Source organism: Bacillus sp. jun7 (assembly GCF_051034795.1).
Taxonomy (GTDB): domain Bacteria; phylum Bacillota; class Bacilli; order Bacillales; family Bacillaceae; genus Bacillus; species Bacillus velezensis.
The window spans coordinates 3002596-3027321 of record NZ_CP093219.1 but is presented as its reverse complement, the minus strand read 5'-3'; the positions used below and the strand labels follow the sequence as shown (position 1 = coordinate 3027321).

At 47.2% G+C, this 24726-nt stretch carries 28 protein-coding genes and 5 pseudogenes; 8 read left to right on the top strand and 25 right to left on the bottom strand.

Annotation, left to right across the window (positions count from 1 at the left end):
• Positions 1-6 precede the first annotated feature (6 nt).
• The 15 genes from MJQ52_RS14850 to MJQ52_RS14780 form a co-directional block, all read right to left on the bottom strand.
• The gene (locus MJQ52_RS14850; RefSeq protein WP_017418874.1) at positions 7-972 is read right to left on the bottom strand and encodes a polysaccharide pyruvyl transferase family protein; all 966 of its coding nucleotides are present in this window, start codon (positions 970-972) and stop codon (positions 7-9) included.
• Positions 951-2123: a DegT/DnrJ/EryC1/StrS family aminotransferase gene (locus tag MJQ52_RS14845; protein ID WP_094247479.1), complete on the bottom strand. Its 1173-nt coding sequence runs from the start codon at positions 2121-2123 to the stop codon at positions 951-953. The genes MJQ52_RS14850 and MJQ52_RS14845 overlap by 22 nt, the downstream gene beginning before the upstream one ends.
• Positions 2124-2127: 4 nt before the next feature.
• On the bottom strand, positions 2128-2775 hold the full coding sequence (locus MJQ52_RS14840) for an acetyltransferase (protein ID WP_094247478.1): 648 nt from the start codon (positions 2773-2775) through the stop codon (positions 2128-2130).
• Positions 2772-3380 carry a sugar transferase gene (locus MJQ52_RS14835; RefSeq protein WP_032858368.1) on the bottom strand — a complete coding sequence of 203 codons (609 nt, stop codon included), beginning with the start codon at positions 3378-3380 and terminating at the stop codon, positions 2772-2774. Before MJQ52_RS14835 ends, MJQ52_RS14840 begins: the two co-directional genes overlap by 4 nt.
• Complete coding sequence (locus MJQ52_RS14830; protein WP_094247477.1) at positions 3377-4894, bottom strand: MATE family efflux transporter; 1518 nt, start codon at positions 4892-4894, stop codon at positions 3377-3379. Before MJQ52_RS14830 ends, MJQ52_RS14835 begins: the two co-directional genes overlap by 4 nt.
• Positions 4891-5925: a glycosyltransferase gene (locus MJQ52_RS14825; RefSeq protein ID WP_013353685.1), complete on the bottom strand. Its 1035-nt coding sequence runs from the start codon at positions 5923-5925 to the stop codon at positions 4891-4893. Before MJQ52_RS14825 ends, MJQ52_RS14830 begins: the two co-directional genes overlap by 4 nt.
• Positions 5922-6998, bottom strand: coding sequence for a polysaccharide pyruvyl transferase family protein (locus MJQ52_RS14820; protein ID WP_013353686.1), 1077 nt, complete (start codon positions 6996-6998; stop codon positions 5922-5924). The genes MJQ52_RS14825 and MJQ52_RS14820 overlap by 4 nt, the downstream gene beginning before the upstream one ends.
• Positions 6999-7002: 4 nt before the next feature.
• Complete coding sequence (locus MJQ52_RS14815) at positions 7003-8040, bottom strand: glycosyltransferase family 2 protein (protein WP_013353687.1); 1038 nt, start codon at positions 8038-8040, stop codon at positions 7003-7005.
• Positions 8041-8058: 18 nt separating this feature from the next.
• Positions 8059-9162, bottom strand: a complete 1104-nt coding sequence (locus MJQ52_RS14810; protein WP_094247476.1) for an EpsG family protein — start codon at positions 9160-9162, stop codon at positions 8059-8061.
• Positions 9163-9165: 3 nt separating this feature from the next.
• The gene (locus MJQ52_RS14805; RefSeq protein ID WP_094247475.1) at positions 9166-10302 is read right to left on the bottom strand and encodes a glycosyltransferase family 1 protein; all 1137 of its coding nucleotides are present in this window, start codon (positions 10300-10302) and stop codon (positions 9166-9168) included.
• Entirely contained in the window at positions 10295-11137 is an 843-nt protein-coding gene (locus tag MJQ52_RS14800) for a glycosyltransferase family 2 protein (RefSeq protein WP_434181831.1), read from the bottom strand. The genes MJQ52_RS14805 and MJQ52_RS14800 overlap by 8 nt, the downstream gene beginning before the upstream one ends.
• Positions 11134-12273: a glycosyltransferase family 4 protein gene (locus MJQ52_RS14795; protein WP_022553825.1), complete on the bottom strand. Its 1140-nt coding sequence runs from the start codon at positions 12271-12273 to the stop codon at positions 11134-11136. The genes MJQ52_RS14800 and MJQ52_RS14795 overlap by 4 nt, the downstream gene beginning before the upstream one ends.
• 15 nt (positions 12274-12288) lie before the next feature.
• Positions 12289-14106: a polysaccharide biosynthesis protein gene (locus tag MJQ52_RS14790; RefSeq protein WP_021495233.1), complete on the bottom strand. Its 1818-nt coding sequence runs from the start codon at positions 14104-14106 to the stop codon at positions 12289-12291.
• Positions 14107-14326: 220 nt separating this feature from the next.
• Positions 14327-15007, bottom strand: a complete 681-nt coding sequence (locus MJQ52_RS14785; RefSeq protein ID WP_017418865.1) for a CpsD/CapB family tyrosine-protein kinase — start codon at positions 15005-15007, stop codon at positions 14327-14329.
• Positions 15008-15012: 5 nt separating this feature from the next.
• Positions 15013-15720, bottom strand: a complete 708-nt coding sequence (locus tag MJQ52_RS14780) for a YveK family protein (RefSeq protein WP_017418864.1) — start codon at positions 15718-15720, stop codon at positions 15013-15015.
• Positions 15721-15963: 243 nt separating this feature from the next.
• On the opposite strand from MJQ52_RS14780, the gene slrR reads away from it, so the two are divergent.
• The 3 genes from slrR (at position 15964) to MJQ52_RS14765 (ending at position 18290) form a co-directional block, all read left to right on the top strand.
• Positions 15964-16419: an HTH-type transcriptional regulator SlrR gene (gene slrR / locus MJQ52_RS14775; protein WP_017418863.1), complete on the top strand. Its 456-nt coding sequence runs from the start codon at positions 15964-15966 to the stop codon at positions 16417-16419.
• An 80-nt stretch (positions 16420-16499) separates the two neighbouring features.
• Positions 16500-17948, top strand: a complete 1449-nt coding sequence (locus tag MJQ52_RS14770; protein WP_289414648.1) for a carboxylesterase/lipase family protein — start codon at positions 16500-16502, stop codon at positions 17946-17948.
• Between the two features lie 141 nt (positions 17949-18089).
• Positions 18090-18290: a hypothetical protein gene (locus tag MJQ52_RS14765; RefSeq protein WP_014418938.1), complete on the top strand. Its 201-nt coding sequence runs from the start codon at positions 18090-18092 to the stop codon at positions 18288-18290.
• A 31-nt stretch (positions 18291-18321) separates the two neighbouring features.
• On the opposite strand, the gene MJQ52_RS14760 is transcribed toward MJQ52_RS14765, so the two are convergent.
• Positions 18322-18852, bottom strand: coding sequence for a dihydrofolate reductase family protein (locus tag MJQ52_RS14760; RefSeq protein WP_017418861.1), 531 nt, complete (start codon positions 18850-18852; stop codon positions 18322-18324).
• 79 nt (positions 18853-18931) lie between these two features.
• On the bottom strand, positions 18932-19561 hold the full coding sequence (locus MJQ52_RS14755) for a YczE/YyaS/YitT family protein (RefSeq protein WP_014305880.1): 630 nt from the start codon (positions 19559-19561) through the stop codon (positions 18932-18934).
• Positions 19562-19694: 133 nt separating this feature from the next.
• On the opposite strand from MJQ52_RS14755, the gene MJQ52_RS14750 reads away from it, so the two are divergent.
• Positions 19695-20213 carry a GNAT family N-acetyltransferase gene (locus MJQ52_RS14750; protein ID WP_025649312.1) on the top strand — a complete coding sequence of 173 codons (519 nt, stop codon included), beginning with the start codon at positions 19695-19697 and terminating at the stop codon, positions 20211-20213.
• Between the two features lie 40 nt (positions 20214-20253).
• Here MJQ52_RS14750 and MJQ52_RS14745 read toward each other — a convergent pair whose 3' ends face one another.
• The 4 genes and pseudogenes from MJQ52_RS14745 to MJQ52_RS14730 form a co-directional block, all read right to left on the bottom strand.
• Complete coding sequence (locus MJQ52_RS14745; protein ID WP_014305882.1) at positions 20254-20742, bottom strand: phenolic acid decarboxylase; 489 nt, start codon at positions 20740-20742, stop codon at positions 20254-20256.
• Positions 20743-20763: 21 nt separating this feature from the next.
• Positions 20764-20913 (bottom strand): annotated as a pseudogene (locus tag MJQ52_RS14740) (DUF3237 family protein); the annotation flags it as partial.
• A gap of 256 nt (positions 20914-21169) precedes the next feature.
• A complete protein-coding gene (locus MJQ52_RS14735) occupies positions 21170-21454 on the bottom strand; it encodes a DUF1433 domain-containing protein (protein ID WP_070082422.1) in 285 nt (94 codons plus the stop codon).
• A 130-nt stretch (positions 21455-21584) separates the two neighbouring features.
• The gene (locus MJQ52_RS14730; protein WP_094247470.1) at positions 21585-21899 is read right to left on the bottom strand and encodes a DUF1433 domain-containing protein; all 315 of its coding nucleotides are present in this window, start codon (positions 21897-21899) and stop codon (positions 21585-21587) included.
• Between the two features lie 32 nt (positions 21900-21931).
• Here MJQ52_RS14730 and MJQ52_RS14725 point away from each other — a divergent pair.
• Positions 21932-22299: pseudogene (locus MJQ52_RS14725) on the top strand (lipase); the annotation flags it as partial.
• 96 nt (positions 22300-22395) lie between these two features.
• A pseudogene (locus MJQ52_RS14720) lies at positions 22396-22506 on the top strand (sporulation transcription factor Spo0A); the annotation flags it as partial.
• A 188-nt stretch (positions 22507-22694) separates the two neighbouring features.
• Here the strand turns inward: MJQ52_RS14720 and MJQ52_RS14715 are convergent.
• Positions 22695-23009: a DUF1433 domain-containing protein gene (locus MJQ52_RS14715; protein ID WP_165698143.1), complete on the bottom strand. Its 315-nt coding sequence runs from the start codon at positions 23007-23009 to the stop codon at positions 22695-22697.
• 51 nt (positions 23010-23060) lie between these two features.
• Here MJQ52_RS14715 and MJQ52_RS14710 point away from each other — a divergent pair.
• Positions 23061-23390: pseudogene (locus MJQ52_RS14710) on the top strand (lipase); the annotation flags it as partial.
• A gap of 94 nt (positions 23391-23484) precedes the next feature.
• On the opposite strand, the pseudogene MJQ52_RS14705 reads toward MJQ52_RS14710, so the two are convergent.
• Together MJQ52_RS14705 and MJQ52_RS14700 are read right to left on the bottom strand one after the other, a co-directional pair.
• Positions 23485-23568, bottom strand: a pseudogene (locus MJQ52_RS14705) (DUF1433 domain-containing protein); the annotation flags it as partial.
• 97 nt (positions 23569-23665) lie between these two features.
• On the bottom strand, positions 23666-23953 hold the full coding sequence (locus MJQ52_RS14700; protein WP_077722892.1) for a DUF1433 domain-containing protein: 288 nt from the start codon (positions 23951-23953) through the stop codon (positions 23666-23668).
• Positions 23954-24155: 202 nt separating this feature from the next.
• On the opposite strand from MJQ52_RS14700, the gene MJQ52_RS14695 reads away from it, so the two are divergent.
• Positions 24156-24353, top strand: coding sequence for a helix-turn-helix domain-containing protein (locus MJQ52_RS14695; protein ID WP_065180501.1), 198 nt, complete (start codon positions 24156-24158; stop codon positions 24351-24353).
• Between the two features lie 24 nt (positions 24354-24377).
• Here the strand turns inward: MJQ52_RS14695 and MJQ52_RS14690 are convergent, their stop codons facing one another.
• A complete protein-coding gene (locus MJQ52_RS14690; RefSeq protein WP_094247469.1) occupies positions 24378-24722 on the bottom strand; it encodes a DUF1433 domain-containing protein in 345 nt (114 codons plus the stop codon).
• Positions 24723-24726 lie beyond the last annotated feature (4 nt).

The window sequence follows — 24726 nt, the reverse complement described above, 5'->3', positions numbered from 1 at the left end:
GCTCATTCAAAGCGGAAGGTTTTCCTTCGTGCCGGCGATTTCCCCGATCAGACGGACGTCCGGCGCTTCGTGCATCCAGGTGTAATAATAGTTGGCGTTTTTCCCGTATGAATTATCAATGACGGTATTCGGTTTCCCGAGAAGCGAGGACAGGATGTGGCCGTGAAGCCTTGACGTTTCCACCGATTCGTACCTGCTGAAAAACAGAACCGCTTTTTTCGTCAAGAAATCGGAATAGCGTTTCCAAAACCGCGCAATCGGCAGCGGGTTTCCCGCTTTTTTATTCAAAACATTCAGTGTTTGGAAAAAAGCGATTCCCCTGCGGTCGCTTGCTGACAGCACATCCTGCCAGTCGCAGCTTTTAACGGAAGGATTGTTTTGCAGCTTCGGATTGATTTCCCCATCCGTGCGGATAAAATGAAGCCTGCCGCGTGACGGAGCCGCTGACGCCGCGATCGGATACAGCTGATGGGCCATATCAGGCATAAGCCCGATATGATTCGCCGAAAAAAAGCGTTTCGCGGTCTCGTATGACACATGATCCCTCGTAAACAGGTGGAGATCCTTGTGCCCCGCAAAAAGCGCCGATGTCTTCCCAAGCCGTGTCTCATCCTGATAATAGATGGATTGCGGCAGGATGACGATCCTGTTTTCCGGGAAGGATTTGACGATTTTTTCCCTGAACGTCTGATAGTACTGATAGAGATCCCCGAAATTTCCGCCACCCTGACAGACGATGATCGTCTTTTTGTCCGCCCGGCGCCCGAATGGAAAATTGTCGGGATTCCAGCGCTGTTTCACGCAGATGCCGTGTGCTTTAAAAAACGCCTCCGTCCCTTTCATTATCAATAAATCCCCTACATTTCCGTAGAGGGGATAGTCGGCATATATGATGTCAGATTGCGGCGGTATAACGCTGAGCAGACCCGTCAGCGTCTCTTTTAATCGGCTCATAACATGGCGGCTGTCCATGTTTTCTCCCCTTTCGTTTCAAACAGTTGCGCAAGTGCGTCAATGACACGCTGCTGCTCCTCAGAAGACAGGTCAGACCCGGACGGCAGACAGATGCCCCGGCTGAAAAGGTTCTCAGAGACACGCTCATGTTCGCTGTGAGGATAAAAGACGGAAGATGAGAAAAGCGGCTGCGTATGCAGCGGTTTCCACAGCGGCCGGGCCTCAATATTCTGTTCCGCAAGACAGGCGACGGCTTCTTCCGGCGTCACGCCGTTATCAAGCGTCAGAGCCGTCAGCCAGCGGTTTGAAACCGTTCCTTCAAGCTCCGGCATCATGCGGATGCCCGGATATGTTTCCAGCGCTTCCCGATACCGGTGAAAGATTTCTCTCCTCGCCCGGACGCGATCTTCAAGCACTTCCAGCTGCGATATACCCACGCCCGCGAGAATGTTGCTGAGCCTGTAGTTGTAACCGAGCTCGCTGTGCTGGTAATGAACGGCGGCATCTCTCGCCTGTGACGCAAGAAACCTCGCTTTTTCAATCGCGGCTTCATCGTCAGACACGAGCATGCCGCCTCCCGATGTTGTAATGATTTTGTTGCCGTTAAAGGAATAAATGCCGAAACGGCCGAACGTGCCGCTCTGCCTGCCTTTATATGTTGATCCTAAGGACTCGGCAGCGTCTTCAATCAGACAGACGCCGTATGCGTCACAAAGGCTCATTAATTCATCCATTTTCGCGCTTTGGCCGTAAAGATTGACGGCGATCACCGCTTTCGGGAGTCTGCCGCGCCGCTTTGCATCCCGCAGCGCCCGCTCAAGCGCATCGGGCGACATATTCCACGTCTCCCATTCCGAATCAATAAAAACGGGCTCAGCCTGCTCATACACAATCGGATTCGCCGTGGCGACAAACGTAAAGGAAGGACAAATTACAGCGTCTCCTTTTTTCACACCCGCAAGCCGCAGGGCAAGATGGATGGCGGCCGTTCCCGAGCTTACGGCCGCCGCGCTTTTCACTCCCGCATATTCCGCGAGCCGCGCTTCAAACGAATTGACGAGCGGACCGAGCGGGGCAATCCAATTGGATCGGAAGGCTTCTGCGATGTATTCCTGTTCTTTTCCGCTCATATGAGGCGGAGACAAATAAATCCGTTTGTTTGTTTGCATGAAATCATCCTTTTTCATTATGGATAGGGGGGATGACGCGGGCCGGAACGCCGACCGCCGTCACATGGCCGGGAATTCTGCTGATGACCGCAGCCCCCGCGCCGATAACGGACCAAGGGCCGATGTCCATCTGCGGTATGACGGACGCGCCGATTCCGATGTGCGTTCCTTCCCCGACTTTCACTCCGCCGGCAAGCGCCGCGCGCGGTGAAAGATGGACGTAATCTCCGATTGCATTGTCATGATCGGCAACCGCACCCGTATTGATGATGCAATGGGCGCCGATGTCAGCGCCCGCCTGAATGACGGCGCCCGCCATCACAACCGTTCCGTGTCCGACAGAAGCCGTTTCACTGACGATCGCCCCGGGGTGAATGAGTGCAGCATAATCTATATCTTCAATCCCAAGCGTTTCAGCAAACTGCTTTCTGACGCCGTTGCGGCCGATGCATATCGTGAACACGGCCTCGGGGACGAGTTTCTGAAGTATGTGCACGTCTTCCGTCCGGCCCGTATATAAACCGTTCCGAACGGCAAAACCGCTGAATCCGTCGTCCAATATGCCCGCAAGCTCCATATCGGAACGGGCCTGCACGATTTCCTTCACGACTTTTCCGTGTCCGCCGTTTCCGATCAGCACGACCTTTTTCACGATGACATATCTCCGCTGCCTGTGAAGCGCTTTGCCGTCACATGGCCGGCTTGGTGTATGCCTTCTGACACGAGAACTTTTTTCACTGTTAAAAGCAGAATCTTTAAGTCGAGCAGAAAGGTGCGGTTGTCGACGTACCACACGTCGAGCTTGAATTTCTCCTCCCATGAAATCGCGTTTCTCCCATTGATCTGCGCCCAGCCCGTAATCCCCGGCTTCACCTCGTGCCGCCGCGCCTGCTCCGCCGTGTAAAGCGGCAGATAATCCATCAGCAAAGGGCGGGGGCCGACCAGACTGATATCGCCTTTGAGCACATTAAAAAGCTGGGGAAGCTCATCGATGCTCAGTTTTCTGATCAGCCTTCCCGTTTTGGTCAGGCGCAGATGATCCGGAAGCAGCACACCGTTTTCATCACGCGCATCCGTCATCGTTCTGAGTTTATACAACGTAAACGGACGCCCATTATGCCCCGGTCTCGTCTGTTTGAACAATACCGGAGACCCGATGGCGCATCTGACGGCTGCCATGGCGAAGAGAAGAATGACACTCGCGCCGCACAATAACAGCGTCGCGGCCGCTATATCAAATACACGTTTCACCTTCAAATCTGAACAGCTCCTTTCACTTTTCGGCATTTCTGTAAAGCAAGCCGCCTTTCTTCTTTCGTACAAATGAAGAAAAAAGCGAATGCGGCATAGCTTATGCATACGGCAAGCCCCGCGGCGATCAGACCGGCCCAGCTGTCAAGCGGTGAAAACAGCCGGATACCCCGGCAGACGGCCCAGGCAAATACGGCCGCCGCCAACGGTCCGAACATGCCTTTGTAAAACGCGGTTTTCTGAAAGCCGGTAATATGCGAAACATACAGCGGTGTGAAGACGGCATTTTTCAAAATGAGGGAGACAGCCCCGGCAATGGTGATGCCGTACAGCCCGAGATGTGCCGGTCCGCTGAGAACCACGGCCAATATGACATTCAGTCCGCCTAAACATAAAGTAACGACGGCGGGCGTTTTTTGTTTATTAAAAGCCGTCCATACGTAAAAAAGCGGCATGACAGAGAGACTGACCGCCAAATACGCGGCGTGAATATATAAAAGCGGCGCCGTCTGCACAAACGACGGGCCCAGCCAAATCGCCAGAAACGGTTCGGCAAGCCCTCCTAATAACGCAGCGGGAAGCGCGAGGAGAAGCCCGTTCATCCGCACGGCCTTATTGGCGTAAGACAGGAGGCCTTCCATATCGCCTTTTGAATAATAGGAAGTCAAAACCGGCGCAAACAGTGAAGCAAGCGTCCCGGCAAGACTTCTGAGCAGAAGCGGGAATTGAATAATCGCCGCATAGACACCCGCTTCAGACGGCCCCAGCACGAGGTTGGCCGTCATGAGGTCAATCTGCAGAAACAGCAGCACGCCGATCTGGTTGACAGAACTCCAGGCACCGGCCGAAAACAGCACTTTGCTCGTCTGTAATGACAAAGTTTTACGGCTGAAAGAAAACCACGGAATCAATTTCTTAAAGAAGAAAAAAGTCAGCACAGCTGCACAGACAGCTCCCGCTAATGCCGAAAGCTGGATCTGCCAGATCTTCGGCGGCAGGCACGTAAACAGAGCGAGCACACACAGCACCCTGATCAGCATTTGCACGGCCTGAATGGAACTTGTGATATAAAGCTTGTTGGCAAAAAACGGCCCCGTCGCGAACCCCGCCATAAAAAACGTCAGCATAAACAGCACGCTGCCGATTACGATAGACAGCCTCACATCCGTTAAGAGCCCGGCCGGTACATTCATAATCTTGTCAATAAAAAAAGCAGTCCCGGCGAGCGGCACAGCGAGTAATAGAGATATCACGACAGACGCGGCTAAATAATTGCTTACATACGCATTGGCCTCGTCTCTGTTCCCCCTGTGGGCGGCGACGGAGAAAAACCTTACAACGACAGAGCTCAGCGCAACGGTAATAATAGAGAAATAGTTAATGATATTCTGTGTCAGATGGACAAACCCAAAAGCCTCCACGCCTAATGTTTTCACAATAAAGGGCGTCATCCACACTGATAAAAACACCGATAGTAAAAACGCCGTCACATTGGCGCCGAAATTAATGGCAAATTTCATGCTCCTTCCGCACTGCCTTTCTCTTTCGTTTTCCGATCGAAAAATGCATGCAGAAGCAGCGGAAGGCGCATTTTGCACAGACCGAGCACCACACGTTCCCCGGCCAGCAGCTGTTTATGCCGGCACGGCGTGCTGCGCACCGCCGTTTTTACCATGTCATACGTTAAAATTCTGCCGATGTGCGCCGTAATCTCATGTGACGGCTGCGGGGCGGCGCATGCATTGGCGATCAGCATCGGGATCTGATGCTTACACAAATACGTATTGATATCGCTTTGGCAGGCGTCCGTCAGCCCGTTCGCCTCATAAAAAGCCATTTTCGCTTCATATTGCTTTTGCAGTTCGTCATCTAAGTGTGGCTTAAACGGAGTTTCTGTAAGGCTTGTGGGGTTTTCCCGGTAAATATAAAGCCCTTCATCTATCACTTTGACACGTGCTGCATGGCGGAACGCTGCCAAGTTAAACGGAGAGTCCTCGGCAAATCGGATATCTTCATGAAACAGCAGCCCTTGCAATACTTCTCTCCGGTATATATAACGCCATACGTACCAAATAAACCGATGTTCGTGCGCGCAGGTCAGCAGATCAGTCATCTCAGCCGCTGTGAAGACGCGGCCCGGCGGAATGGACGGCGGCATATACGCTCTTTCCTTAGACGGCGTTTCCTTATAATAGCCGCATCCGGCGATATCCAGCCGGTTCTTCTCCGCTTCTTCATAAAGCCGCTCGAACATCGTTTCCGTCACATAGTCATCGCCGTCCACAAAGCCGATATAACGGCCGCGGGCGGCTTTAATTCCGGCATTGCGGGCCGAGCTGAGACCGCCGTTTTCTTGATGAATCACCCGGATTCTCGCATCTTCTGCGGCGAATTGTTCGGCCATCCGGCCGGACTGATCCGGTGAGCCGTCATTGACGAAAATAATTTCGATGTCTCTCAGCATCTGTTTTGTTAAAGATACCGCGCATGCTTTAATAAAAGGCTCTGTCTTATACATCGGGACGATTACGCTTACCAGCGGCGCGTTCATTGGGCATCACCGCTGATTTTCGAGCGCAGCCCGGCAAAATAAACACTGCGCATAGAACCGCCTTCCTCATACTTGCCGCTCAGCAGCCGGTTTACAGCGGCCGTCACGGCTTCAGGCTCCGGACGTTCAAGCAATGTCATGTTCGGTATATGTTTCAGCCATTGAAAGCCTTCCATCACTTTATGGTCAAAAGAACGAATGACGACACAAGGCGTTTTCGTCAGCGCACAAAAAATCATCCCGTGAAGCCTGTCAGTTACGACGGCTTCCGCGCCTTTCAGTGTATTCCACAGCGCCTCCAGCTCTTCTTCCCGTGTATGGCGGCTGACTCTCCGGCCGACCGTCGTGGTAAAGGAATGCAGCTCTCCGTATTCTTCAGCCAAAGCTTCTTTTACCATCGTTCTTTCCTCAGCGGTCAGCGCGCTCTCCCGGTCCTCACGTAAGCAGAGGTAGATCCCTTCCCGCGGGAGGCGCCGTTCGCTTTTATCCAAATATAAGACCATGTCAGGCTGTTTGAGCACTGTTTTTCCGGGAAAATGACGCTTCATCCATTGATACGTCGTCTCGTCTCTTGCCATTAACAAAAGGTCGGGATGCGCATTATACACTTTTTGGGCGCGTTTCAGTTCCTTCCGCCCCTTTTTTGAATCAGAAAAGTGAGCCGTCGCCGGAAGCTGAACGATCCGATACTGATGGAATGTTTTTATAATAAAACGGCGCGTCCATTCCTCATAACGGTACAAATCACCCATGTTCCCGCCGCCGATGATGAATACCATATCATCGGGGTGGCGTTTTTTGATCAGCGCTTTTGCGGATCTGTATATATCCTTCATATCCACCTCAATGATGTCAAAATCGGGATACTCCCGTTCAAGAAACGTTTTGCTTGCGTAGGCGATGGCGTGATCGCCGAGATTATCGTGGGACGGAAGCAGCGTCAGAATGATCTTTTTTCTTGCCGCTGTATGCCCCGCCCCGTCCGCTGCCGTTCCGAAATGAAATTGAGACGGGTATTTCACCTTAAGCAAAAGCCATTCCGCGAGATTGATTTTTAAAGATTGTATCGACATGTCTTCACCCTCTGATTTTCATTTTGTACTCGATTGCCCGCTGATACGCGGCTGATGCCAGCGATACGAACGGAATCAGCTTCAGCTTCGCCAAAAGCAGAAGGCATGAGCGTTTAGCGTCAAACGGCGCCGTTCCTGTTTTGGAAAGACTCAGGCGGAACACGGGATCAGCGCATATCCGGCTGATATTCTGCCATTTCTCAGAAAAACGTCCGCCGTTATTCCGCTTCCATTCATTAAGCAGGCAGACTGTTCCGTGCTGGACGATAAAAAAGTCCAGCTCCTGCCGGTATTCCTGTAAGCAGCCGTTTTCACGCAAAAAAGCCTCGTTCAGCCGATAGAGAACCAGACCTGAGTCAAACAGCTTTTTCTGATAGCTTTGCACAATGGAAGTCAAGTGAATCCGATAATGATAGAGCGGCTGATCCACGTACGAGACCGCATCCGCGAATACATGCGCCCGGAGGCTGAAGTACTGATCCTCCACGTGTTCCAGCTCATCACGAAGCGGAAAGCGCAGCCGATGATGTTCGATCATGGTTCTGTTGTACAGCTTGTTCCATGAAAATCCGCTGACTCTTCCCTCAAATAAATCTTTCAGGTAGAGTTGTTTCGGACGGCCCTCATACGCTGAAGCGATCGTTGATACGACAGTTTTCCCCGTATCCGCAAATTCAGCCGCATATTCGCAAATGACGAGATCAGCCTGATCAGCCTTCGCTTTTTCATACATGCGCAGGCAATAATCCGGTTCAACCCAGTCGTCCGCATCAATAAAAGCGATAAATTCGCCGCGCGCCGCCTCAATGCCCTTGTTGCGGACCGCGCCGAGCCCCCGGTTTTTCTGATGAATGACCCGTATTCTCTCATCCCGCTTTTGATAGGTTTCAAGAATGGCCGGGCTTTGATCCGTTGACCCGTCATTGACGGCGATAATTTCGATATTGGCGAGCGACTGATTGAGCAATGAATCTAAACATTTTTCTAAATAGGTTTCCGTATTATACACAGCAATTAATAAACTGACCGCGGGTGTTTCCATATAAACCTCCAGTATCCATTACCGGGAAAAAATCGTTCTGTACGGAAGCACAGACGAATCGACCGGCATAAGCAAATAGCTGTAAAGAAAATAACAGACAATAATGGCGATATAAATCAGGGCATTCGATTTTTCATCAAAAATCCTCACAAAATAAGGGATCAGGATCATTTGGTACAGGCCGAAATATATATTAAACCGGGCAAAAATAACATCCTTTGTCGCCAGCAGACCGAACAGCAGGCCGAGCAGACAGAAATTCACGATGACATCAATGCCAGGCCAGAGCTTCCGCAGCCGCTCCCGGTAGCAGAAAGCCAAAAACAGCGGCAGAAGCAGCACCGCGATTTTTACGACGTTCATCCCGTTCGTATTGGTCATCAGCCATTTCTCATAATGGCCGTACGAGCTGTTCTCCAGCACGACGACAAACAGCGAAATGAACTTCTGATACAGAAACGTCATGAGAAGAAACAATGCCGACAGCCCGAAAATCGCGGGCGACCATGCCTTTCTTCTGACGATAAAATAAACCGGAATCATGATCAGGGCCGAGGAATGAAAGAGCGAGCACATCAGCACGATCAAAAAATAACGCTTCCAGCTTCCGCTGATCACGTAGCGGACGGCCCAAAACAGCACGGCCGCCACCATATACTGCCTGATGCCGTTAAAAGAAGCGTAATAATGATACGTGCCTAAAAACAAAAACACACTCAGCTCAAACGGACGCCCGAACTCGGCGAGCCCTTTTAAAATAAAGCTGCACGTCACGACCGCTACGGTGAAATACATGATTTGCGGATCTTTCGTGATAAAATTCATGAGCCAGATGAAAGCGGTAAACCCCGGATCAACAGCGGCTTTTTTCGCTCCGAACCCGAAAATCTCCCATATGCTGCCGTAATTGCCCGCCAGTTTGTACATCAGCGCGTACGTCTGAAAATCCGTTCCGACTCTGTAGCGTAACCCGGAGACCAATACCAGCGATAGCAGCGGAACCAGCATGACGAGCTGATTCGGGCGGTACCCGGTCGAAAGCGATTGATCACGCCCGCCGCACATTTTCGCGAACCATGACCAAATATAAACAATTCCCATATTGACTACATATACAATCATTCGTTACTGTTCCTTTTCACAATTCATATTGTAAAGCTTCATAACAGCCCCCGCATTTTCTCCCGCATCATATCCCAGCCGTCCGAGGGTTTCTTTAATGCGGGCCTTGTCAGGCACCGGCGTCTCCGCTGCCCGTAAAATTGCGGCTGCCCATTGTTCGGGCGGCTCTTTGAGGCTGAGCCTGCTGACCAGTCCGAGCCCGGCATCGGCTTCTTCTGTTATGCCGTCTGATATCACGCACGGCACCCCGGAGGCCTGCGCTTCAACGAGCGTGACAGGCAGCCCCTCATATAGAGACGGCATGACTAATACATCCAGCGTTTTCAGCAGATCATGAACGCGCTCCTCTACGCCGATAAAACGCACATCATCATCAAGCCCCAGCTTCTCCGCCAGTTTTTCCATATCGGTGCGAAGCGGACCGTCTCCGGCGAGAATCAGCTGAAAGCCGATGCCCCGCTCTTTCATATCAGCGGCCAGCCGGAGCAGAAATTGGTGGTTTTTCTCCTCTGTAAAGCGGCCGATATGTCCGATTGCCAAACGGCCGCCGGCAATGCCCCGCTTCCTTTTTTCCGATTCTGTGTCCGCACGCCCGCCGGCAAATAAATCGAGATCAATGCCGTTCGGCAAAAGATGCACATCTTTTTCTTTACCGAATAAGAAACGTCCCGCCTCTTCCCCGCAGGCGCACAGCGCGGTGGCGTTTGCCGTGATCATCCGTCTGAATACAAATAGCTGCATCCCGGCAAGCCGCGACGACCGCCCCCGCCACGACGTGCTGTGAGAATGGCAGATCCTCACCGGGACACCGGCTAAACGCGCAGCCAGCGCGATAAATCCCGATTGAAAATCGGTATGGGCGTGCACGGCGGCAAACGGGCCTTTTTCCTGAATCACCCGTTTGACCTGTTTCACAAATGTTATCGGATTTGTGCTGCCGATGCTCGGCACATAAAAAAGCCGTCCGCCGAGAGTAAGAATTTCCTCATCATAAGCGCACGGATCGTTCCTATGGGTTAAAAAATCAAACTGCACCTTCGTTCTGTCCATCTTCCGGTACAAATTCATCATCATCGTTTCTGCGCCGCCTCTGTTCATCCCGCTGAAGATGTGCAGCACCCGCACAGGTGTGTCAGTCATGTTCGGCAAGCCCTTCTTTTTGGCGGATGTCCCTGTTTTTATGATAACGGTTCATGACCGCGGGCGGCGTAATGGCGCGGATGAGCGGCTTTGCGATATACACGTAATGGGAAAACGGCAGCTTCAGCCGTCTGCACGCCTGAAAAACGAGCACAGCATTATCAATGGAATACGTGAACGACCTCCGTTTAAACGCATCGCTGTCCTCTCTCACTTTATACAGCGTTTCTTGGAGATTGTACCCTCTGAAGCCCTCTTCAAAAAAGCGCAGCCACAAATCGATATCCTCCATCCGCCGCGTCCGCCTGACTGACCGGTAGCCGCCGAGCGCTTTGTACGCTTCGGCCCGCATCATAATGGTGCCGTGGCAGAACGGTGTGCCTTTCGCCATGATTTCCGGTTTCGGCACCGGCGGCAAAAGCCGGGCGCCCCTCACGCCGAATTCGTCAAATACGAGCATACCCGTGCCTACGACTTGATAGTGGGCGTGCTTGTTTAAGAAAGCGGCCTGTTTTTCCAGTCTCCTAGGGGCGGAGATATCGTCTCCGTCCTGTCTGGCGATATAATCCCCCGACGCGTATGTCAGACAGCGGTTCAAAGAAGCGGCAAGCCGTTGATTTGTCCTATTTTGAATCAGCGTAATCCGGTCGCTGTAATGATCCGCGTAACGGCGCGCAATCTGATACGTTCCGTCAGTTGACGCGTCATCACACATAATCAGTTCCCAATTCTTATAAGATTGGCTCAGGATGGATTCAATACTCTCCGCTAAAGTCTCTTCGCAATTATAAATTCCCATGATGACGGAAATTTTCGGTTGTGCTCCTGCATTCATACGCTTTTCTCCTTTTTATCCATATAACCGGCGTAAATGTGCGCCATTTCCTTTACCGTACGTGTTTCTGAAAAACATTCCGCCGTCCTGCGCCCTTCTTGCCCCATTGCTTTTCGCAGCCCCGGGGAGCGGTACAGCTTTTCAATCCGATCGGCAAACGCCGCGCTGTCCCCCGCCGGCACGAGAAAACCGTTCACGCCGTCTTCGATGATCTCGCGGTGCCCCCTGTTGTCCGCGGCAACGGCGGGCTTTTCGGCAGCCATTCCTTCAAGCAGATTCATGCCGAGTCCTTCGCGGATGCTTGAGGCGACAGACAGATCAGCAAGCTGAATCAGTTCATGAATATCGCGGCAAAAACCGTAAAACCGCACCATGTCGGATACACCGAGTGATTCAGCCTTTTTTCTGTACGGCTCTTCCATCGCGCCTTCTCCGGCAAATACGAGTTTCAGCTCCGGGATGCGGTTCTTCAGCAGTGCCGCAGTCTCAATGAGAAGTCCCTGGTTTTTATTGCCGTTTAATTCAGCGGGGTATACGAGAATAAATTCCCCGGCGCCGAAGCCGTGTTTTTCTCTCAGACGTTCACTCTCTTCCCGGCTCACAGGGCGAAACCTGTCTGTATTCACCCCGATGCCGTGTATTTTTTTCGCGCTGCAATCTGTTTTTTTCATTTGCTTGGCCCGTTCGTAATCCTCTTCATTAATCGTAATCAGACAATCCGTATAAGAAGAAAGAAATTTTTCGATCGGGTAATAAAGAAGCCAGTTTTTCAGAGGCGCTCCGTCGCAGAAGTGAAAGCCGTGCGCGGTGTACAGCACCTTTGTCCCTTTTTGGCGCGCTTGTCTCGCCGCAAGGCGTGCAAGCACGCCGCCGACCGGCGTATGACAGTGAATCATGTCGTAGCCGTTGTCCTGAATGAGCCGTTTCAGACGCCTGTAAACAGAAAGATTTTCGGGATGAAACGGCGAGCGCCGGATCGGAATGGAAAACTTTTCATCAACGAACGGAAGATTCATATTGCCGCCTGCCGCGACGTGCACCTCCCAGCCCATATCCTGAAACCATTGAAAATACGGAAGATGAAAGGCTTTAAAATGATAATCGACTGTGGCGCAGAATAATACTTTTTTCGTCATCTTTCTGTCCTCCCATCACACGCCTGCGGCCGCTTCTTCATGTACTGATTCAATCGCCTCAAACAGCCTTTTTCTCAGCTCTTCTTCAGGCAGACGGCTGAATTCCTCCATAAAACGGATGAGCACGGCCCAATTCCCGTCCACCGCTTTCCCGATATGGATTTTCGGAAAAATCTGCTCCGTATGTACTTCATTATGATTCAGCAATTCTTCATACATCTTTTCTCCCGGACGGATGCCGGAGAATTCGATGGGAATCTGTTCTGTCGTATAGCCTGATAAATGAATCAGGTTTTTTGCCAGATCGACGATTTTGACGGGTTCTCCCATATCCAGAACGAAAATCTGCCGCCCTTTTGCAAGCGCACCCGCCTGAATGACGAGTCTTGACGCTTCGGGGATCGTCATAAAATATCTTGTCATCGCCGGATGCGTGACGGTGACGGGTCCGCCTTTTTCAATCTGCTTTTTGAAAATCGGAATGACGCTGCCGCGGCTTCCGAGCACATTTCCGAAACGGACGGCGGCGAATTTGGTGCGGCTGATCTTTCCGAGGTTCATGATGACCATTTCCGCAAACCGTTTCGTCGCGCCCATGACATTGGCCGGATTGACCGCTTTGTCAGAAGAAATCAGCACGAATGTTTCCGTTCCGCACATGTCGGCGGCTTCGGCGACATTTTTCGTGCCGATGATGTTGTTTTTAACGGCTTCTTCCGGATTATGTTCCATTAACGGCACATGTTTATGGGCAGCCGCATGATAGACGACGTGCGGCTCGTATTTTTTCATCAAAGTAAAGATTTTATCTCTGTCCTGAATATCGGCGATCTCCGCGTGAAAGAGCACCTCTTTGCCGAAGCGTGCGGACAGCTCGGTATGTACGGAATGAATGCTGTTCTCCCCGTGGCCGAGAAGGACGATTTCCCGCGGAAGAAACGCGCTGATCTGGCGGCAGATCTCAGAACCGATTGAGCCGCCGGCGCCCGTGACCAGAATCGTTTTTCCCTTGATGCTGTCAGAAATTTTGCTCGTATCAAGGGTGACCGGCTTTCTGCCGAGCAGATCTTCGGCTTTTACATCCCTGATGTGTCCGGCAGCCTGCGTTCCGAGCAGGATCTCATCAAATTGCGGCATGATTTTAATATGGGCGCCCGTCTGCACACATTCTTTGTATAACGTCTGAAGCTCATGGGTGCAAAGAGACGGAATGGCGATGATAATATGGTGAATTCTCAGCCTCTGCACCGCCGGCATAATGCTTTCTTTTCCGCCGATGACGGGCAGGCCCATGATTTCGAGCTTATGCTTCGTCTGATCATCATCAATAAAAGCCACAGGCATGATTCCGAGATCGTTTTTCTGGGTAAGCTGACGGACGAGCAGCGTCCCTCCCGCACCTGCGCCGATGATCAGCGCCCGGGAAGAGTCATTTTGCTTCCTGCCGATCGTTTCTTTCAGCACCCGTGAAATCATCCGGCTTCCTCCGATGAACAATAGCTGAACCATCCAGCTGACGGCCAACAGCCGGAACAAAATCGTGTGGAACACCCCGTATTGGACGGCGGCTGTCACAGCTGCGGACAGCGTGATCCCCTTCAGCAGATCAAGCAGCTCGCCTATTCCCGTGTACGTCCATACCTGCTTATACTGGTGAAACATAAAAGCGCATACATGATGGCTGATCAGCATGCTCACGGCAGTCAGCAGGAGCGCTCCGGAGTCATAAAAGTGATAAGAATCCTCAAAAAATTGATATCCTATAACAACGGAAAGTAAAACGAGATACGTATCCAATGCAAAAATCATTGAAAGTCTTCTCCGGTAAGTCAATCTTTCCCCTCCTCATTTATCGGTTTAGCTGATACGGTTTTCGTAAAAACAGACATAACAGCTAAGCCGATAACAATGCATCATCTTAAGATAAATTGGGCATTTAACCCGTCCTCACACCCCGCCACCGACGACCAGCATCTAAGGCAGCGGAAAACGCCGCCCACAGCAGAGCCGAGTGCCTCCGTTGATAAAGGTAAGGAGACATCACCTGCACCGCTCAATACGAGTAGTGCTCTGTTTTTTTGATTTTCTTTTTATTCAGCAGCGCCCCCAAAAGCTTTGCCTTAGACTGCTGAAGCGCGTCTTTCGCCTTTTGGACGGTATCCATTTTCGTTTTTCCGCTCAAGACGACGAGAACGCTTCCATCTGTCTGGTTCGCTAAAATCTGTCCGTCCGTCACCGCCAAAAGCGGAGGTGAATCGAAAATAACCAGACTGTACCGGCTGTACATCTCCTGAATCAGCTCTCCCATCGCCTTTGAAGATAAAAGCTCAGCCGGATTCGGCGGCGTCGGCCCGCTCGTTAAGACGTAAAGGTTATCAATCAGCGTTTTTTGCACCGTTTCGCCGAGGGAAGCGTTTCCGACTAACACATTCGTAAGGCCTTGTACATTTTCAAGCTGATAGGTCTCGTGTATCGTCGGTTTTCGTAAATCCGCATCGACGAGCAGCACCTTTTTTTCCTGCTGCGCAAATACCGCGGCAAGGTTGGCGGCGCTGAATGACTTTCCTTCTCCCGGAACGGAGGAAGTGACGAGAATAGAGCGCAAATGGGTCTGAACAGAGGAGAACTCAATATTTGTCCGAATGGTGCGGTATTGTTCAGCCACCAATGATTTGTGATGTAAAACGGATATTTGAGCCAGTCCCCTTCTTGATTTCTTTTTTCTGAATCCCAAACGCCTCACTCCCCGAAATGTTTTTCATCAGACCGTGTCTGCTGATTTTTGATGTCATACACAACCCCTAAAACAGGCAAGTCTGTTTTTTCGCTGAGCTGCCGCTCGCTTTTAACGGTTTCATCAAGAAAGTGGAGAAAAAACGCAAGCGTCACACCCGCCATGAGAGCCGCACCGAACGCCATCATGATATTCCTGATGCGCGAAGGCTTGACCATCGGGCTTTCCGATGCTTTTGCCTCGGACAAAACAATGACGCCTTTTATATTCATCCTGTCACGGACTTCTTTTTTAAATGTCTTCATCAGCGTGTTCGCTATAGCGGCGGCCTGTTTCGGGTTCTCGTCCTGCACCGCTACGGTAATGATCTCTGAATCGGTTTCGCTGCTTGTCGTGATCTTTGCTTTTAAAGCGGATGCCGTCTCAGAAAGATGCAGCTTCTGTTTCACTTTCTCAAGCACAACCGGGCTTTTCATTATCGTTTGAAACGTATTGTTGTAATGAAGATTCAGCTGAACGTCGCTGAGATTCGAATTTTTTTCACCGCTTGTTTCATGAATGAGCACTTGGGTCGATGCCTGATAAACGGGCGAAACCACCCGGAATTGGATGTATCCCGTCACCAGCGTTACAACTGCTGTCATGATAAAAATCAGTAAAAGTCTGTGTTTAATAATGTCAAATAATTCTTTAAAACTCATATTCTCATTCATGTAATTACAGCCTCATCCTTATTGCATCAGGCTTAAACGCCCCCTTCTGTTAATGATTGGATTATAAAAGAAAAGGTCGAAATTTGAAAATTTCAAATTAAGCCATTTAGTTCTTTTTAGAGAACATTATCATGATTTTCCTCTTATTTACTGCACTTACCTTATAATTTTAAATTTTATAAAGAACGAAAAATTTCTTATAATGAACAAAAAATGCCAGTATACAGGGGAGAATTCAGCACAATGATTGGAAGAATAATTCGTTTATACCGCAGAAGAAAAGGCTACTCTATTAATCAGCTAGCAGTTGAAGCAGGTGTCTCTAAATCTTATTTAAGCAAGATAGAACGGGGGGTTCACTCAAATCCGTCCATCCAATTTCTGAAAAAAGTATCCGCCACCCTGCAGGTCGATCTGACGGAGCTTTTTGATGCCGAAACGATGCTGCATCAGATGGGAGACACGGAAGATGAGTGGCGCATCCACCTTGTGCAGGCCGTGCAGTCAGGCATGCCGAAAGAAGAACTGTTCACCTTTACGAACAAACTGACTGAAAAACGCCCGGAGCCCGCACCCTACCGCAACAGAAAACTGACTGAATCCAACATTGAGGAATGGAAAGCGCTGATGCAGGAAGCCAAAGAACTCGGCTTGTCCGTTCAGGAAGTCAGATCATTTTTAGAACGGAAGCGTTACTAATGATATGCTGATGAAAAGGCTTTTATTCGCTTCATGTCTTCATCTCTGTTTATAATGAAAAGAAAAAAGGGGATGAAATGATGACAAAACTTACCGTTCAAACCCGCTGCGGCGCACTGAAAGGAACTGCCGGCCGCGGCGTCCGCACATGGAAGGGCATACCGTACGCGAAGCCGCCCGTCGGAGAGCTCAGATTTAAAGCGCCGGAGCCGCCCGCACCTTGGGACGGCGTAAAACATGCCGACTCGTTCGGGCCGATTTGTCCGCAGCCGGATGATATGCTGTCTATATCGTTTTCCGGAGATATACCGGCTCAATCTGAAGATTGCCTTTACCTCAATGTTTTCGCCCCCGATTCAGAGGGCGAAAAAAAGCCTGTCATGGTATGGATACACGGCGGGGCATTTTATTTAGGTGCCGGAAGCGAACCGCTTTACGACGGATCTGCCCTTGCCGCTGAGGGAGATGTCATTGTCGTGACACTCAATTACAGGCTCGGACCGTTCGGCTTTTTACATTTGTCTTCTATTCATGACGCGTATTCCGCCAATATCGGGCTGCTCGATCAGATCGCCGCGCTGCGCTGGGTGAGGGACAATATCTCCGAATTTGGAGGAGACCCGGATAACGTCACGATATTTGGTGAATCGGCAGGCGGCATGAGCATCGCCTCACTTATGGCAATGCCTGACGCAAAAGGCCTGTTTCATAAAGCCATTTTAGAAAGCGGCGCCTCTCATACGATCCCGGCGGACATGGCAAAAGACATCGCGGCGGCTTTTATTCATGAAGCCGGCACTGATCAATTGCAGGAGCTTTCCGTTAATGACCTGCTTAAGACTGCGGATAAAGTGCGGCGCTCACTAGATCAAAACATTTTCCAGCTTTTGTTTCAGCCCGCCATCGATCCGGCCACATTGCCTGCGGAACCTGTGAAAGCCATAGCAGACGGGGCCGCAGAAGGCATACCTATGATTATCGGAACCAATCGTGATGAAGCATATTTGTTTTTCACCCCTGATACAGATATTCATTCCGAGAAAAAGCAGCAAGATTATTTGCATTATCACCTCGGAGAAAACTGCACCGAGCAAGCGGCAGATTTATATCCGCATTCATTAAAGGGACAAATCGATATGATGACGGATCTGATTTTCTGGCGGCCGGCTGTCGCTTTCGCACAAGGACAGTCCCAGCATGCACCGGTCTGGATGTACCGCTTTGATTGGCATGGCGAAACACCGCCGTTTCATAAAGCCGTTCACGCTCTGGAATTGCCGTTTGTGTTCGGAAACTTTGATTCTTTGAGAAAGGCGCTGCAAGAACCGCTCGGTGACGACGCAGAACAGCTTTCCAAACAAATCCAATCCGCATGGCTCGCTTTTGCAAAAACCGGAAACCCGAACACCTCTCACTTCAATTGGCCTGAATATGAAACCGATTCACGCGAAACTTTGCTTTTCAACACGGATACCGCTGTCGAAAGTGATCCCGATGCAGCAAAACGCCGCATCCTGTTTCAAGCATAAAAAACGCCAAGGGAGCCGGCTCCCTTGGCGTTTCGTTTTCATCTTACTTCAGACATCGCAGAATATCCGTTTCCACATTACCCCTGATATGTTATATTCTAACCCAATAAGTTAAACAAACATTCATAAAGGAGTTTTTATATGGAGAAATCAAGTATTATCGGCACAGCTGCCGTTATAATTGGGGCGCTTATGACCTTAGTTTCATTTATCTTCCTGCGCGACACTGATTTCTATGCTGTGAGGTGGATAGGGGTTGTTATCATGGTTGCAGGGTTTTCATGCGGGCCGGCCCACACCATTTCAAAACATAAAAACAAACATGAAAAAGAAACCCGGTAACCTTTACTGGGTTTCTTTCATACACTTCATTTCATCTCACTTCATAATGCAACTCCGCAAATTGCTTATAGCGCCTGACATCAGTCAGCTTCAGCCCTGTCTCCCGGTCTCCGGGTTTGAACAAAGAAATTCCGCGGCCGAGCAGAACGGGGGCGATCTGAATGATAAACTCATCGACAAGTTTTTCCTCCAAAACCGGGTGCAGCAGATCACTCCCGCCGACAATCCAAATCCGCTTGCCTTCTTGGCGTTTCAATGCTTTTATAAAATCGGCAGGCTCTTCATGAATAAACCGCACATGTTCAGTGCACCCGGTCAATGTCCGCGAAAACACATAGCATTCTTTACCTTTGTACGGAAATTCCTCAGGCAATAAAACCAATATTTCTTCGTATGTTTTTCTGCCCATGATGATCGTATCGACAGATTCATAGAAAGCTTCATAATCGGTGCCGTCTTCACCTTCAGTTCCGATTAACCAATCTAAAGAGTGATTTTCCCGCGCAAGATAGCCATCTGCGCTGACAGCTCCGTAAAAAACGAGCTTTCTTTGACCGCTCATAAAAATCCCTCCCCCTTTTTTATTATACCTTGAACATGCGGATGAAATGAAAAATGATAGAACCGGATAAAAACCCCTGCTACCGGGTTTTCGTTTCTTCCTGCTTTGGAGATGCTGTTAATATGCCGTCTATCCATCTTCCGGTAATCGGCATAAAGAAATGAAGGATGATCCCGCCTAAACAAACGGTTAATAACGTTCCGATGCCTACCGGACCTTTTAGCATCACGGCCAGTATGAAAAATATGAAGTAAATGACCGTTCTTGAAAAAAAGATGCTTCTCCCGGTTAAATCGCGGACAATTAGCGTTAACCGATCAACCGGGATCGGGGCGAAATTTGTGTGCAGATAGGTTGCGGTTCCTATCCCTATCACAACTAAACCGATTGCAAAACAGCCCGCTTTTCCGTACCATAGTTCAGGCGTTATGACTCGATGCAGAAAAAAAAGCCACATATCAATCCCGATTCCCGTTATAAACGCCGTAATCATCCCTGAAAATTCCGGCCTTTGCCTTTTTAACATTGAATTACAGCAAATTAACAGGAAAGCGATGATGATTTCCCAGCTTCCCACGGTAAGCCCTGCATGGACGGACAATCCCACAATAAGCGCATCAAAAGGCGACGTTCCAAGATCTGATTGAATCGTGACAGAAATACCAAAGGTCAAGATCATGATTCCTAAAACATAAAAAACATATTTCACTTTATCGTCCTCATTTTCTTATTTTATGTTGCAAATACAACAAAATTACGGTATGTTTACTATACGGTATTTTCATTGCAAATACAACAAAAAATCAGCTGATATGATAAATGAAGAAAGGAGCTGTATGACCATGAGTATTCAATTAAAAAAGTGCAGCCTTAACGATATTACAGAGCTCCGGGAGATAAGCATTGAAACATTCAATGCTACATTTAAGGATCAAAATTCACCTGAAAATATGAAAGCTTATTTGGAAAATGCATTCCGCTCTGAACAGCTGAAAAAGGAATTATCCAATCTGTCTTCTCAATTCTATTTTGTTTATTATCATGATGACCTTGCGGGGTATATAAAAGTCAACATGAACGAAGCACAGTCAGAAAAAATGGGGGAAGATTCTCTTGAGATTGAGAGAATTTATATAAGAAAAAGCCATCAGAAACACGGGCTTGGCAAATATCTGCTGAATGAAGCTGTGAAAATCGCAACAGCACACAACAAAAAGAACATCTGGCTGGGCGTATGGGAAAAAAACGAAAATGCAATCGCCTTTTATCAAAAAATGGGGTTTGTCCAAACCGGAGAACACTCTTTTTATATGGGGGATGATAAACAAGTCGACTTTATCATGACCAAAACCCTGTCGTAAAAGGATACAAAAAACCCGGCCAAGCTGCCGGGTTTTTCTCTTATTTTAATTTTCCCGCACGGATATCATCGGTCATTCCTTCGTACGGCGCTTCTGAAATCAATGTTTCGTTATTGATTCCCGCATTGTTGAGATACGTAATGTCCGCAAACTCGGGAACGACATATTTCGGGTACGTTTCATATTTCTCACGTGACTCTTTCATCACGTCAATGTAATCATTTTGGTAGCACACCGTGATTTCCGGATGCTCATGCACCCATTTCGGGAAGAAAATAATTCCGTGCATCCGTTTTTCATTCGGCATAAAGTTTAAGGAAACGTCTGTGCCTGTCGGTTCAGTCCATGACACTTTGTATACGCCTTCTGTCAGCTTGACGATATTCACTTCCTGATCGCGCACCCAGCGGCCGCCTACCATTCCGCTATGAATCCGATAGTCGATCGTATGATCATTTTTAATATAGATTTCATACTCCCAGCCGTTTTCATACGTGTAAATCATATGGCTTCCGATAAAGTTTTCCATGTTGACTCACTCTCCATATTATTATTGAACTTCATAAATATCTAACCGAATGTCATCCGGCAATCTGACCGCAGCCCCGATAAACAGCCGGTCCTGCAGAAACTGATATGCCTCACTGCTTGTTTCAAACACAGGTACAGTGCGGAAATACACGTGCTCGGGATCAATGATGCGCTTCACTGACTCATAAATGACTTTTTTAAAGAAGGTTCATTCAAGGACGTATCACCTCCCGAGACATTATGTTTGTTTAAACATGTAACTATTTACATGATTAATTGTAACGCTGTTAAAATGGACTGTCAAATAATGAGCTGTTTCCGGTTATGTTTTACAGTGTTCAATAAAAAAAGACAAGGGCGGCACATGCCGAAACCCTTGTCTTTTTCGTTAAGCTCATCTATAAAAAACGCAGACGAGCGTCTTCTTAGTAATCACAATCTTTATCTCTGCATCCTTTCTTACTTACAGCGTCTATTGAGTGCCCCATGATCTTGTCATTTGCTTTATCATAAATACCATCAAATTTATTCGATGTATCACCGTTGTAATAGCCAAATACCTCTATCCCGCCCATTGGATCTATCTCGTATTTATCTTTAAATGTAACGTTATGTATACCTTCATAATTCGCTTTGATAAATTTCTCCATTCGTTCTTGCGCAATCTTTATCTCTTCAGCCTGAACATTTTTATCATTCATACTCTTCATTATAAAACCTCCGGCTGCTATTAAGATAATGAAGATAATAATATATTTTTTCACAGAATCATCCGTCCCATCAGTTATGATGAAGCTCGCGGACTAGAAAATGGTGGTGACATCCGATGCATTTAGGGTCTTAAGATTTTTCTTCCGCATCCACAGAGGAGCTCCCTATTTTGTCACCTACAGGATCATATAAACCGTCAAATTCTTTAGTTTTATCGCCGTTTAGATACCCCTCAACTGTAATTCCGCCCGTTGGATCAATAAAATAATCATCATAAGAAATTTTCTCTATTCCCTTGTACTCGTGATGCAAGTATTCGGTCATTTTACTTTTGGCTTTTTCAAAAAGAGCCTTTTCTTCCTTTTTCACATCATATTGATGCTTCATAATCAATCCTCCAACAGTTATAGTTAACACCGATACAATAATAAGGTATTTTTTCAAAAAAAATCATCCCTTTTCCTACCCTATTTTACATGACAAGAAAGGTGCTATATAAACGTGCTTATAACTATGACTATCTTAAAAGGAAATTAGTGAACAATGAGTATATACGTACTAATTCTTCCATTTCAAAACCTACTTATTGGTACGTCGATCAAATAAAATCAGACGATGATACAGGGCTCGATGCGGTTGTATTAGTACAAGCAGTGAAGAAAAATGGTAAACTGTGAAATCAAAAACCCCGAAAACGTGGTCGTCCCCTTTGCAGGAACCGAAATCGCAAAAGGCCCGATCTTTGACGGCGGGAATGTTGTTTTCGGAAATAATCCGAAAACAGAAGTGTATTATTTTGTAAAAGAAGATACGGAGGATACATCGAACGGTCGGAACCTACAATAGTAATTTGCCCACCTAAATATTTGATAGCTTAATATTGCAGTGCTTCTTGGACTTCCCCTCATGGATTAAGTAAACGTAACTACTGAAAACTTGATATGAATATACTTTCAGCATGTCAAAAGCAAAGCTAACCAATTCAGAATTCATCGCGATTGTTACTGACAAGTTAAGATTGGAACTTAAAGCGAGTAAAATGCTGATCTGACGTTTTTCCTAACGTTGAGTTGTCATGATATTTGTACGCGGTTATCGTTAATATCGGGGATACCTCGACAAATGAGACTGTAGAGGCGATTGATCTCAGGAATAGGTTTGAACTGTATGAGAAACATATCTCGAATCTTGTAAGATAATTAAACAAAATAAATACCCACTCATCCTGAGGTGGGTATTTTATCTTTCTTCGGCATTGACCACTGAAATACCTATCTCCTTGTTCGTTGGATCATATATACCGGAAAATTCTTTTTCTTTATTATTATTTATGTAGCCTGAAACTTCAACTCCGCCTGTCGGATCGATATTGTAGTCTTTTGAAAAATGAACTTCCTGTACATTTTTATAGTCTTTTTTTAAGTAAATCTTCATGTGCTCTTGCGCCTCAATCACAAGTTTTTCTTCGTTTTTATGTTTATCATATTGACGCTTCACGAAAAAACCTCCCACTGCTATAATTATAACAATTAGGATAATAATGTATTTTCTCATGCGTGTCATCCTTTCGGAACTATTTTACAATATAAGAAAGGTGATGTATATATGCCAAAAGGAAAAGAAATAACCGTCTCTAATGTCACAGATAAAGAATATTACCGTTTGAGTCAAGCAGCTTATAATTATAAAATGTTAGCCCTGCATATGAAGTAAGACGTAATATTGGTACGTTGAGAAAAGCAGCAGGATTCTGATACGTGGCTTGATGCCTTTGTATTCTCAAAAGGCATCAAGACAAAAAGCAGAAAATGGATCAAATCAAAAAACCCCGAAAACGTGGTCGTCGCCTTTGCGGGAACCGATATCGAAAAAGACCCGATCTTTGACTGCGGGATAATTGTTTTCGGAAATGATCCGAAAACAGAAGTGTATTACAAGGAGAAAAACAAGAATGGCTACTCTTTAAGGAAAGGGATTTATCCGTTAGAGTTTTTGGGGCCAGCCAATAATACAAAAATAAAGACGCCAGTTAGGCGTCATAAGATTTTTCTTCCGCATCCACAGAGGAGCTCCCTATTTTGTCATCTGGAGGATCATATAAACCGGCAAATTCGTTTGGTATTACATTATTCAAATATCACTAAACTGTAATTTTGCCAGCTAAATCAATAAAATAATCATAAAGAATTCTTCTCTATTCCAGCGTCTTTTTAGTATTCACATTCTTTTTCCTGACATTCGGGTTTCTCTTCTGCATCGACTGACGAAACTCCTATTTCATCATTCGTTTTGTCATAAAGTCCGAAAAATTCTTTTTCATTATTACCATTCAAGTACCCCCTAATAGAAATTCCTCCCATATGGTCTATTTTGTAATCGTTATCGTATGTAATGTGTTTTATATTTTTGTAATTAGCTTTTATATAGCTTTCCATTTTATCTTTCACTTGGATAAAAAGTTCTTGCTCTGCTTCTTTTTTATCATGGTGGTACTTCATGTAGATACTTCCTGACACTATAGTTATTACAAATATCAGGACAACCATGTATTTCTTCACAGACTCATCCTTTCTTAGATTAAATTTACATCAACCTCAGGGTGTTGTACATGTCTAAAAAACATCAACGTATCAAGTATCAGTGATCGAGAATACTTTTTTATAAGCGTTAGTTATAGTTAGATCTAGGTTAAATGAAGTGATGAAGGAGAAGGGTATTCAAAGCCAAAAGGGTTTGGCTGATTTAGTTGGTTCTACTGAGGTTACGATAAGCAGATTTAAAACAAATACAAGATATGATATCACAACACTATTCATTATTAACAGAGGATTAAATGTATCTATGGAAAATTTGTTTTATGCCCAGGAGATTAGAGGAAGAGCAATACAGCAAAATTAGCCCAGCTCGATTGAGCAGGCTAATTTATCTTGTACAAAGCTTATCTTTACATTCTTCTTTTGGTTCGGCATCAACCGTATATGATAATATTTCTTTATTGCCTGGATCATATAGACCTTCAAACTCTTTTTTTCCATTCGTATAACCCTTAACACTAATACCGCCCATTGGGTTAATATAGTAATCCTCGGAAAAATGGATATTATCCACATTTTTATAGTTCGTTGTTAAAAACTTTTCCATATGATTCTGGGCTTCTTCGAATAACGCAATCTCTTTTTCCTTTCGATCATACTGATGCTTCATAAAAAGTCCCCCAACTGCTATAATTATTAAAATAAGGATAATTATGTACTTTTTCTTTTTCATTTGG

Excerpts from the sequence above, each read along its gene's own strand:
- MJQ52_RS14850 (WP_017418874.1), bottom strand. The coding sequence starts at position 972 with ATGGACAGCCGCCATGTTATGAGCCGATTAAAAGAGACGCTGACGGGT.
- MJQ52_RS14845 (WP_094247479.1), bottom strand. The coding sequence starts at position 2,123 with ATGCAAACAAACAAACGGATTTATTTGTCTCCGCCTCATATGAGCGGA.
- MJQ52_RS14830 (WP_094247477.1), bottom strand. The coding sequence starts at position 4,894 with ATGAAATTTGCCATTAATTTCGGCGCCAATGTGACGGCGTTTTTACTA.
- MJQ52_RS14825 (WP_013353685.1), bottom strand. The coding sequence starts at position 5,925 with ATGAACGCGCCGCTGGTAAGCGTAATCGTCCCGATGTATAAGACAGAG.
- MJQ52_RS14820 (WP_013353686.1), bottom strand. The coding sequence starts at position 6,998 with ATGTCGATACAATCTTTAAAAATCAATCTCGCGGAATGGCTTTTGCTT.
- MJQ52_RS14815 (WP_013353687.1), bottom strand. The coding sequence starts at position 8,040 with ATGGAAACACCCGCGGTCAGTTTATTAATTGCTGTGTATAATACGGAA.
- MJQ52_RS14810 (WP_094247476.1), bottom strand. The coding sequence starts at position 9,162 with ATGATTGTATATGTAGTCAATATGGGAATTGTTTATATTTGGTCATGG.
- MJQ52_RS14805 (WP_094247475.1), bottom strand. The coding sequence starts at position 10,302 with ATGACTGACACACCTGTGCGGGTGCTGCACATCTTCAGCGGGATGAAC.
- MJQ52_RS14800 (WP_434181831.1), bottom strand. The coding sequence starts at position 11,137 with ATGAATGCAGGAGCACAACCGAAAATTTCCGTCATCATGGGAATTTAT.
- MJQ52_RS14795 (WP_022553825.1), bottom strand. The coding sequence starts at position 12,273 with ATGACGAAAAAAGTATTATTCTGCGCCACAGTCGATTATCATTTTAAA.
- MJQ52_RS14780 (WP_017418864.1), bottom strand. The coding sequence starts at position 15,720 with ATGAATGAGAATATGAGTTTTAAAGAATTATTTGACATTATTAAACAC.
- slrR (WP_017418863.1), top strand. The coding sequence starts at position 15,964 with ATGATTGGAAGAATAATTCGTTTATACCGCAGAAGAAAAGGCTACTCT.
- MJQ52_RS14770 (WP_289414648.1), top strand. The coding sequence starts at position 16,500 with ATGACAAAACTTACCGTTCAAACCCGCTGCGGCGCACTGAAAGGAACT.
- MJQ52_RS14765 (WP_014418938.1), top strand. The coding sequence starts at position 18,090 with ATGGAGAAATCAAGTATTATCGGCACAGCTGCCGTTATAATTGGGGCG.
- MJQ52_RS14760 (WP_017418861.1), bottom strand. The coding sequence starts at position 18,852 with ATGAGCGGTCAAAGAAAGCTCGTTTTTTACGGAGCTGTCAGCGCAGAT.
- MJQ52_RS14750 (WP_025649312.1), top strand. The coding sequence starts at position 19,695 with ATGAGTATTCAATTAAAAAAGTGCAGCCTTAACGATATTACAGAGCTC.
- MJQ52_RS14745 (WP_014305882.1), bottom strand. The coding sequence starts at position 20,742 with ATGGAAAACTTTATCGGAAGCCATATGATTTACACGTATGAAAACGGC.
- MJQ52_RS14735 (WP_070082422.1), bottom strand. The coding sequence starts at position 21,454 with ATGAAGAGTATGAATGATAAAAATGTTCAGGCTGAAGAGATAAAGATT.
- MJQ52_RS14715 (WP_165698143.1), bottom strand. The coding sequence starts at position 23,009 with ATGAGAAAATACATTATTATCCTAATTGTTATAATTATAGCAGTGGGA.
- MJQ52_RS14700 (WP_077722892.1), bottom strand. The coding sequence starts at position 23,953 with ATGAAGTACCACCATGATAAAAAAGAAGCAGAGCAAGAACTTTTTATC.
- MJQ52_RS14695 (WP_065180501.1), top strand. The coding sequence starts at position 24,156 with ATGAAGGAGAAGGGTATTCAAAGCCAAAAGGGTTTGGCTGATTTAGTT.
- MJQ52_RS14690 (WP_094247469.1), bottom strand. The coding sequence starts at position 24,722 with ATGAAAAAGAAAAAGTACATAATTATCCTTATTTTAATAATTATAGCA.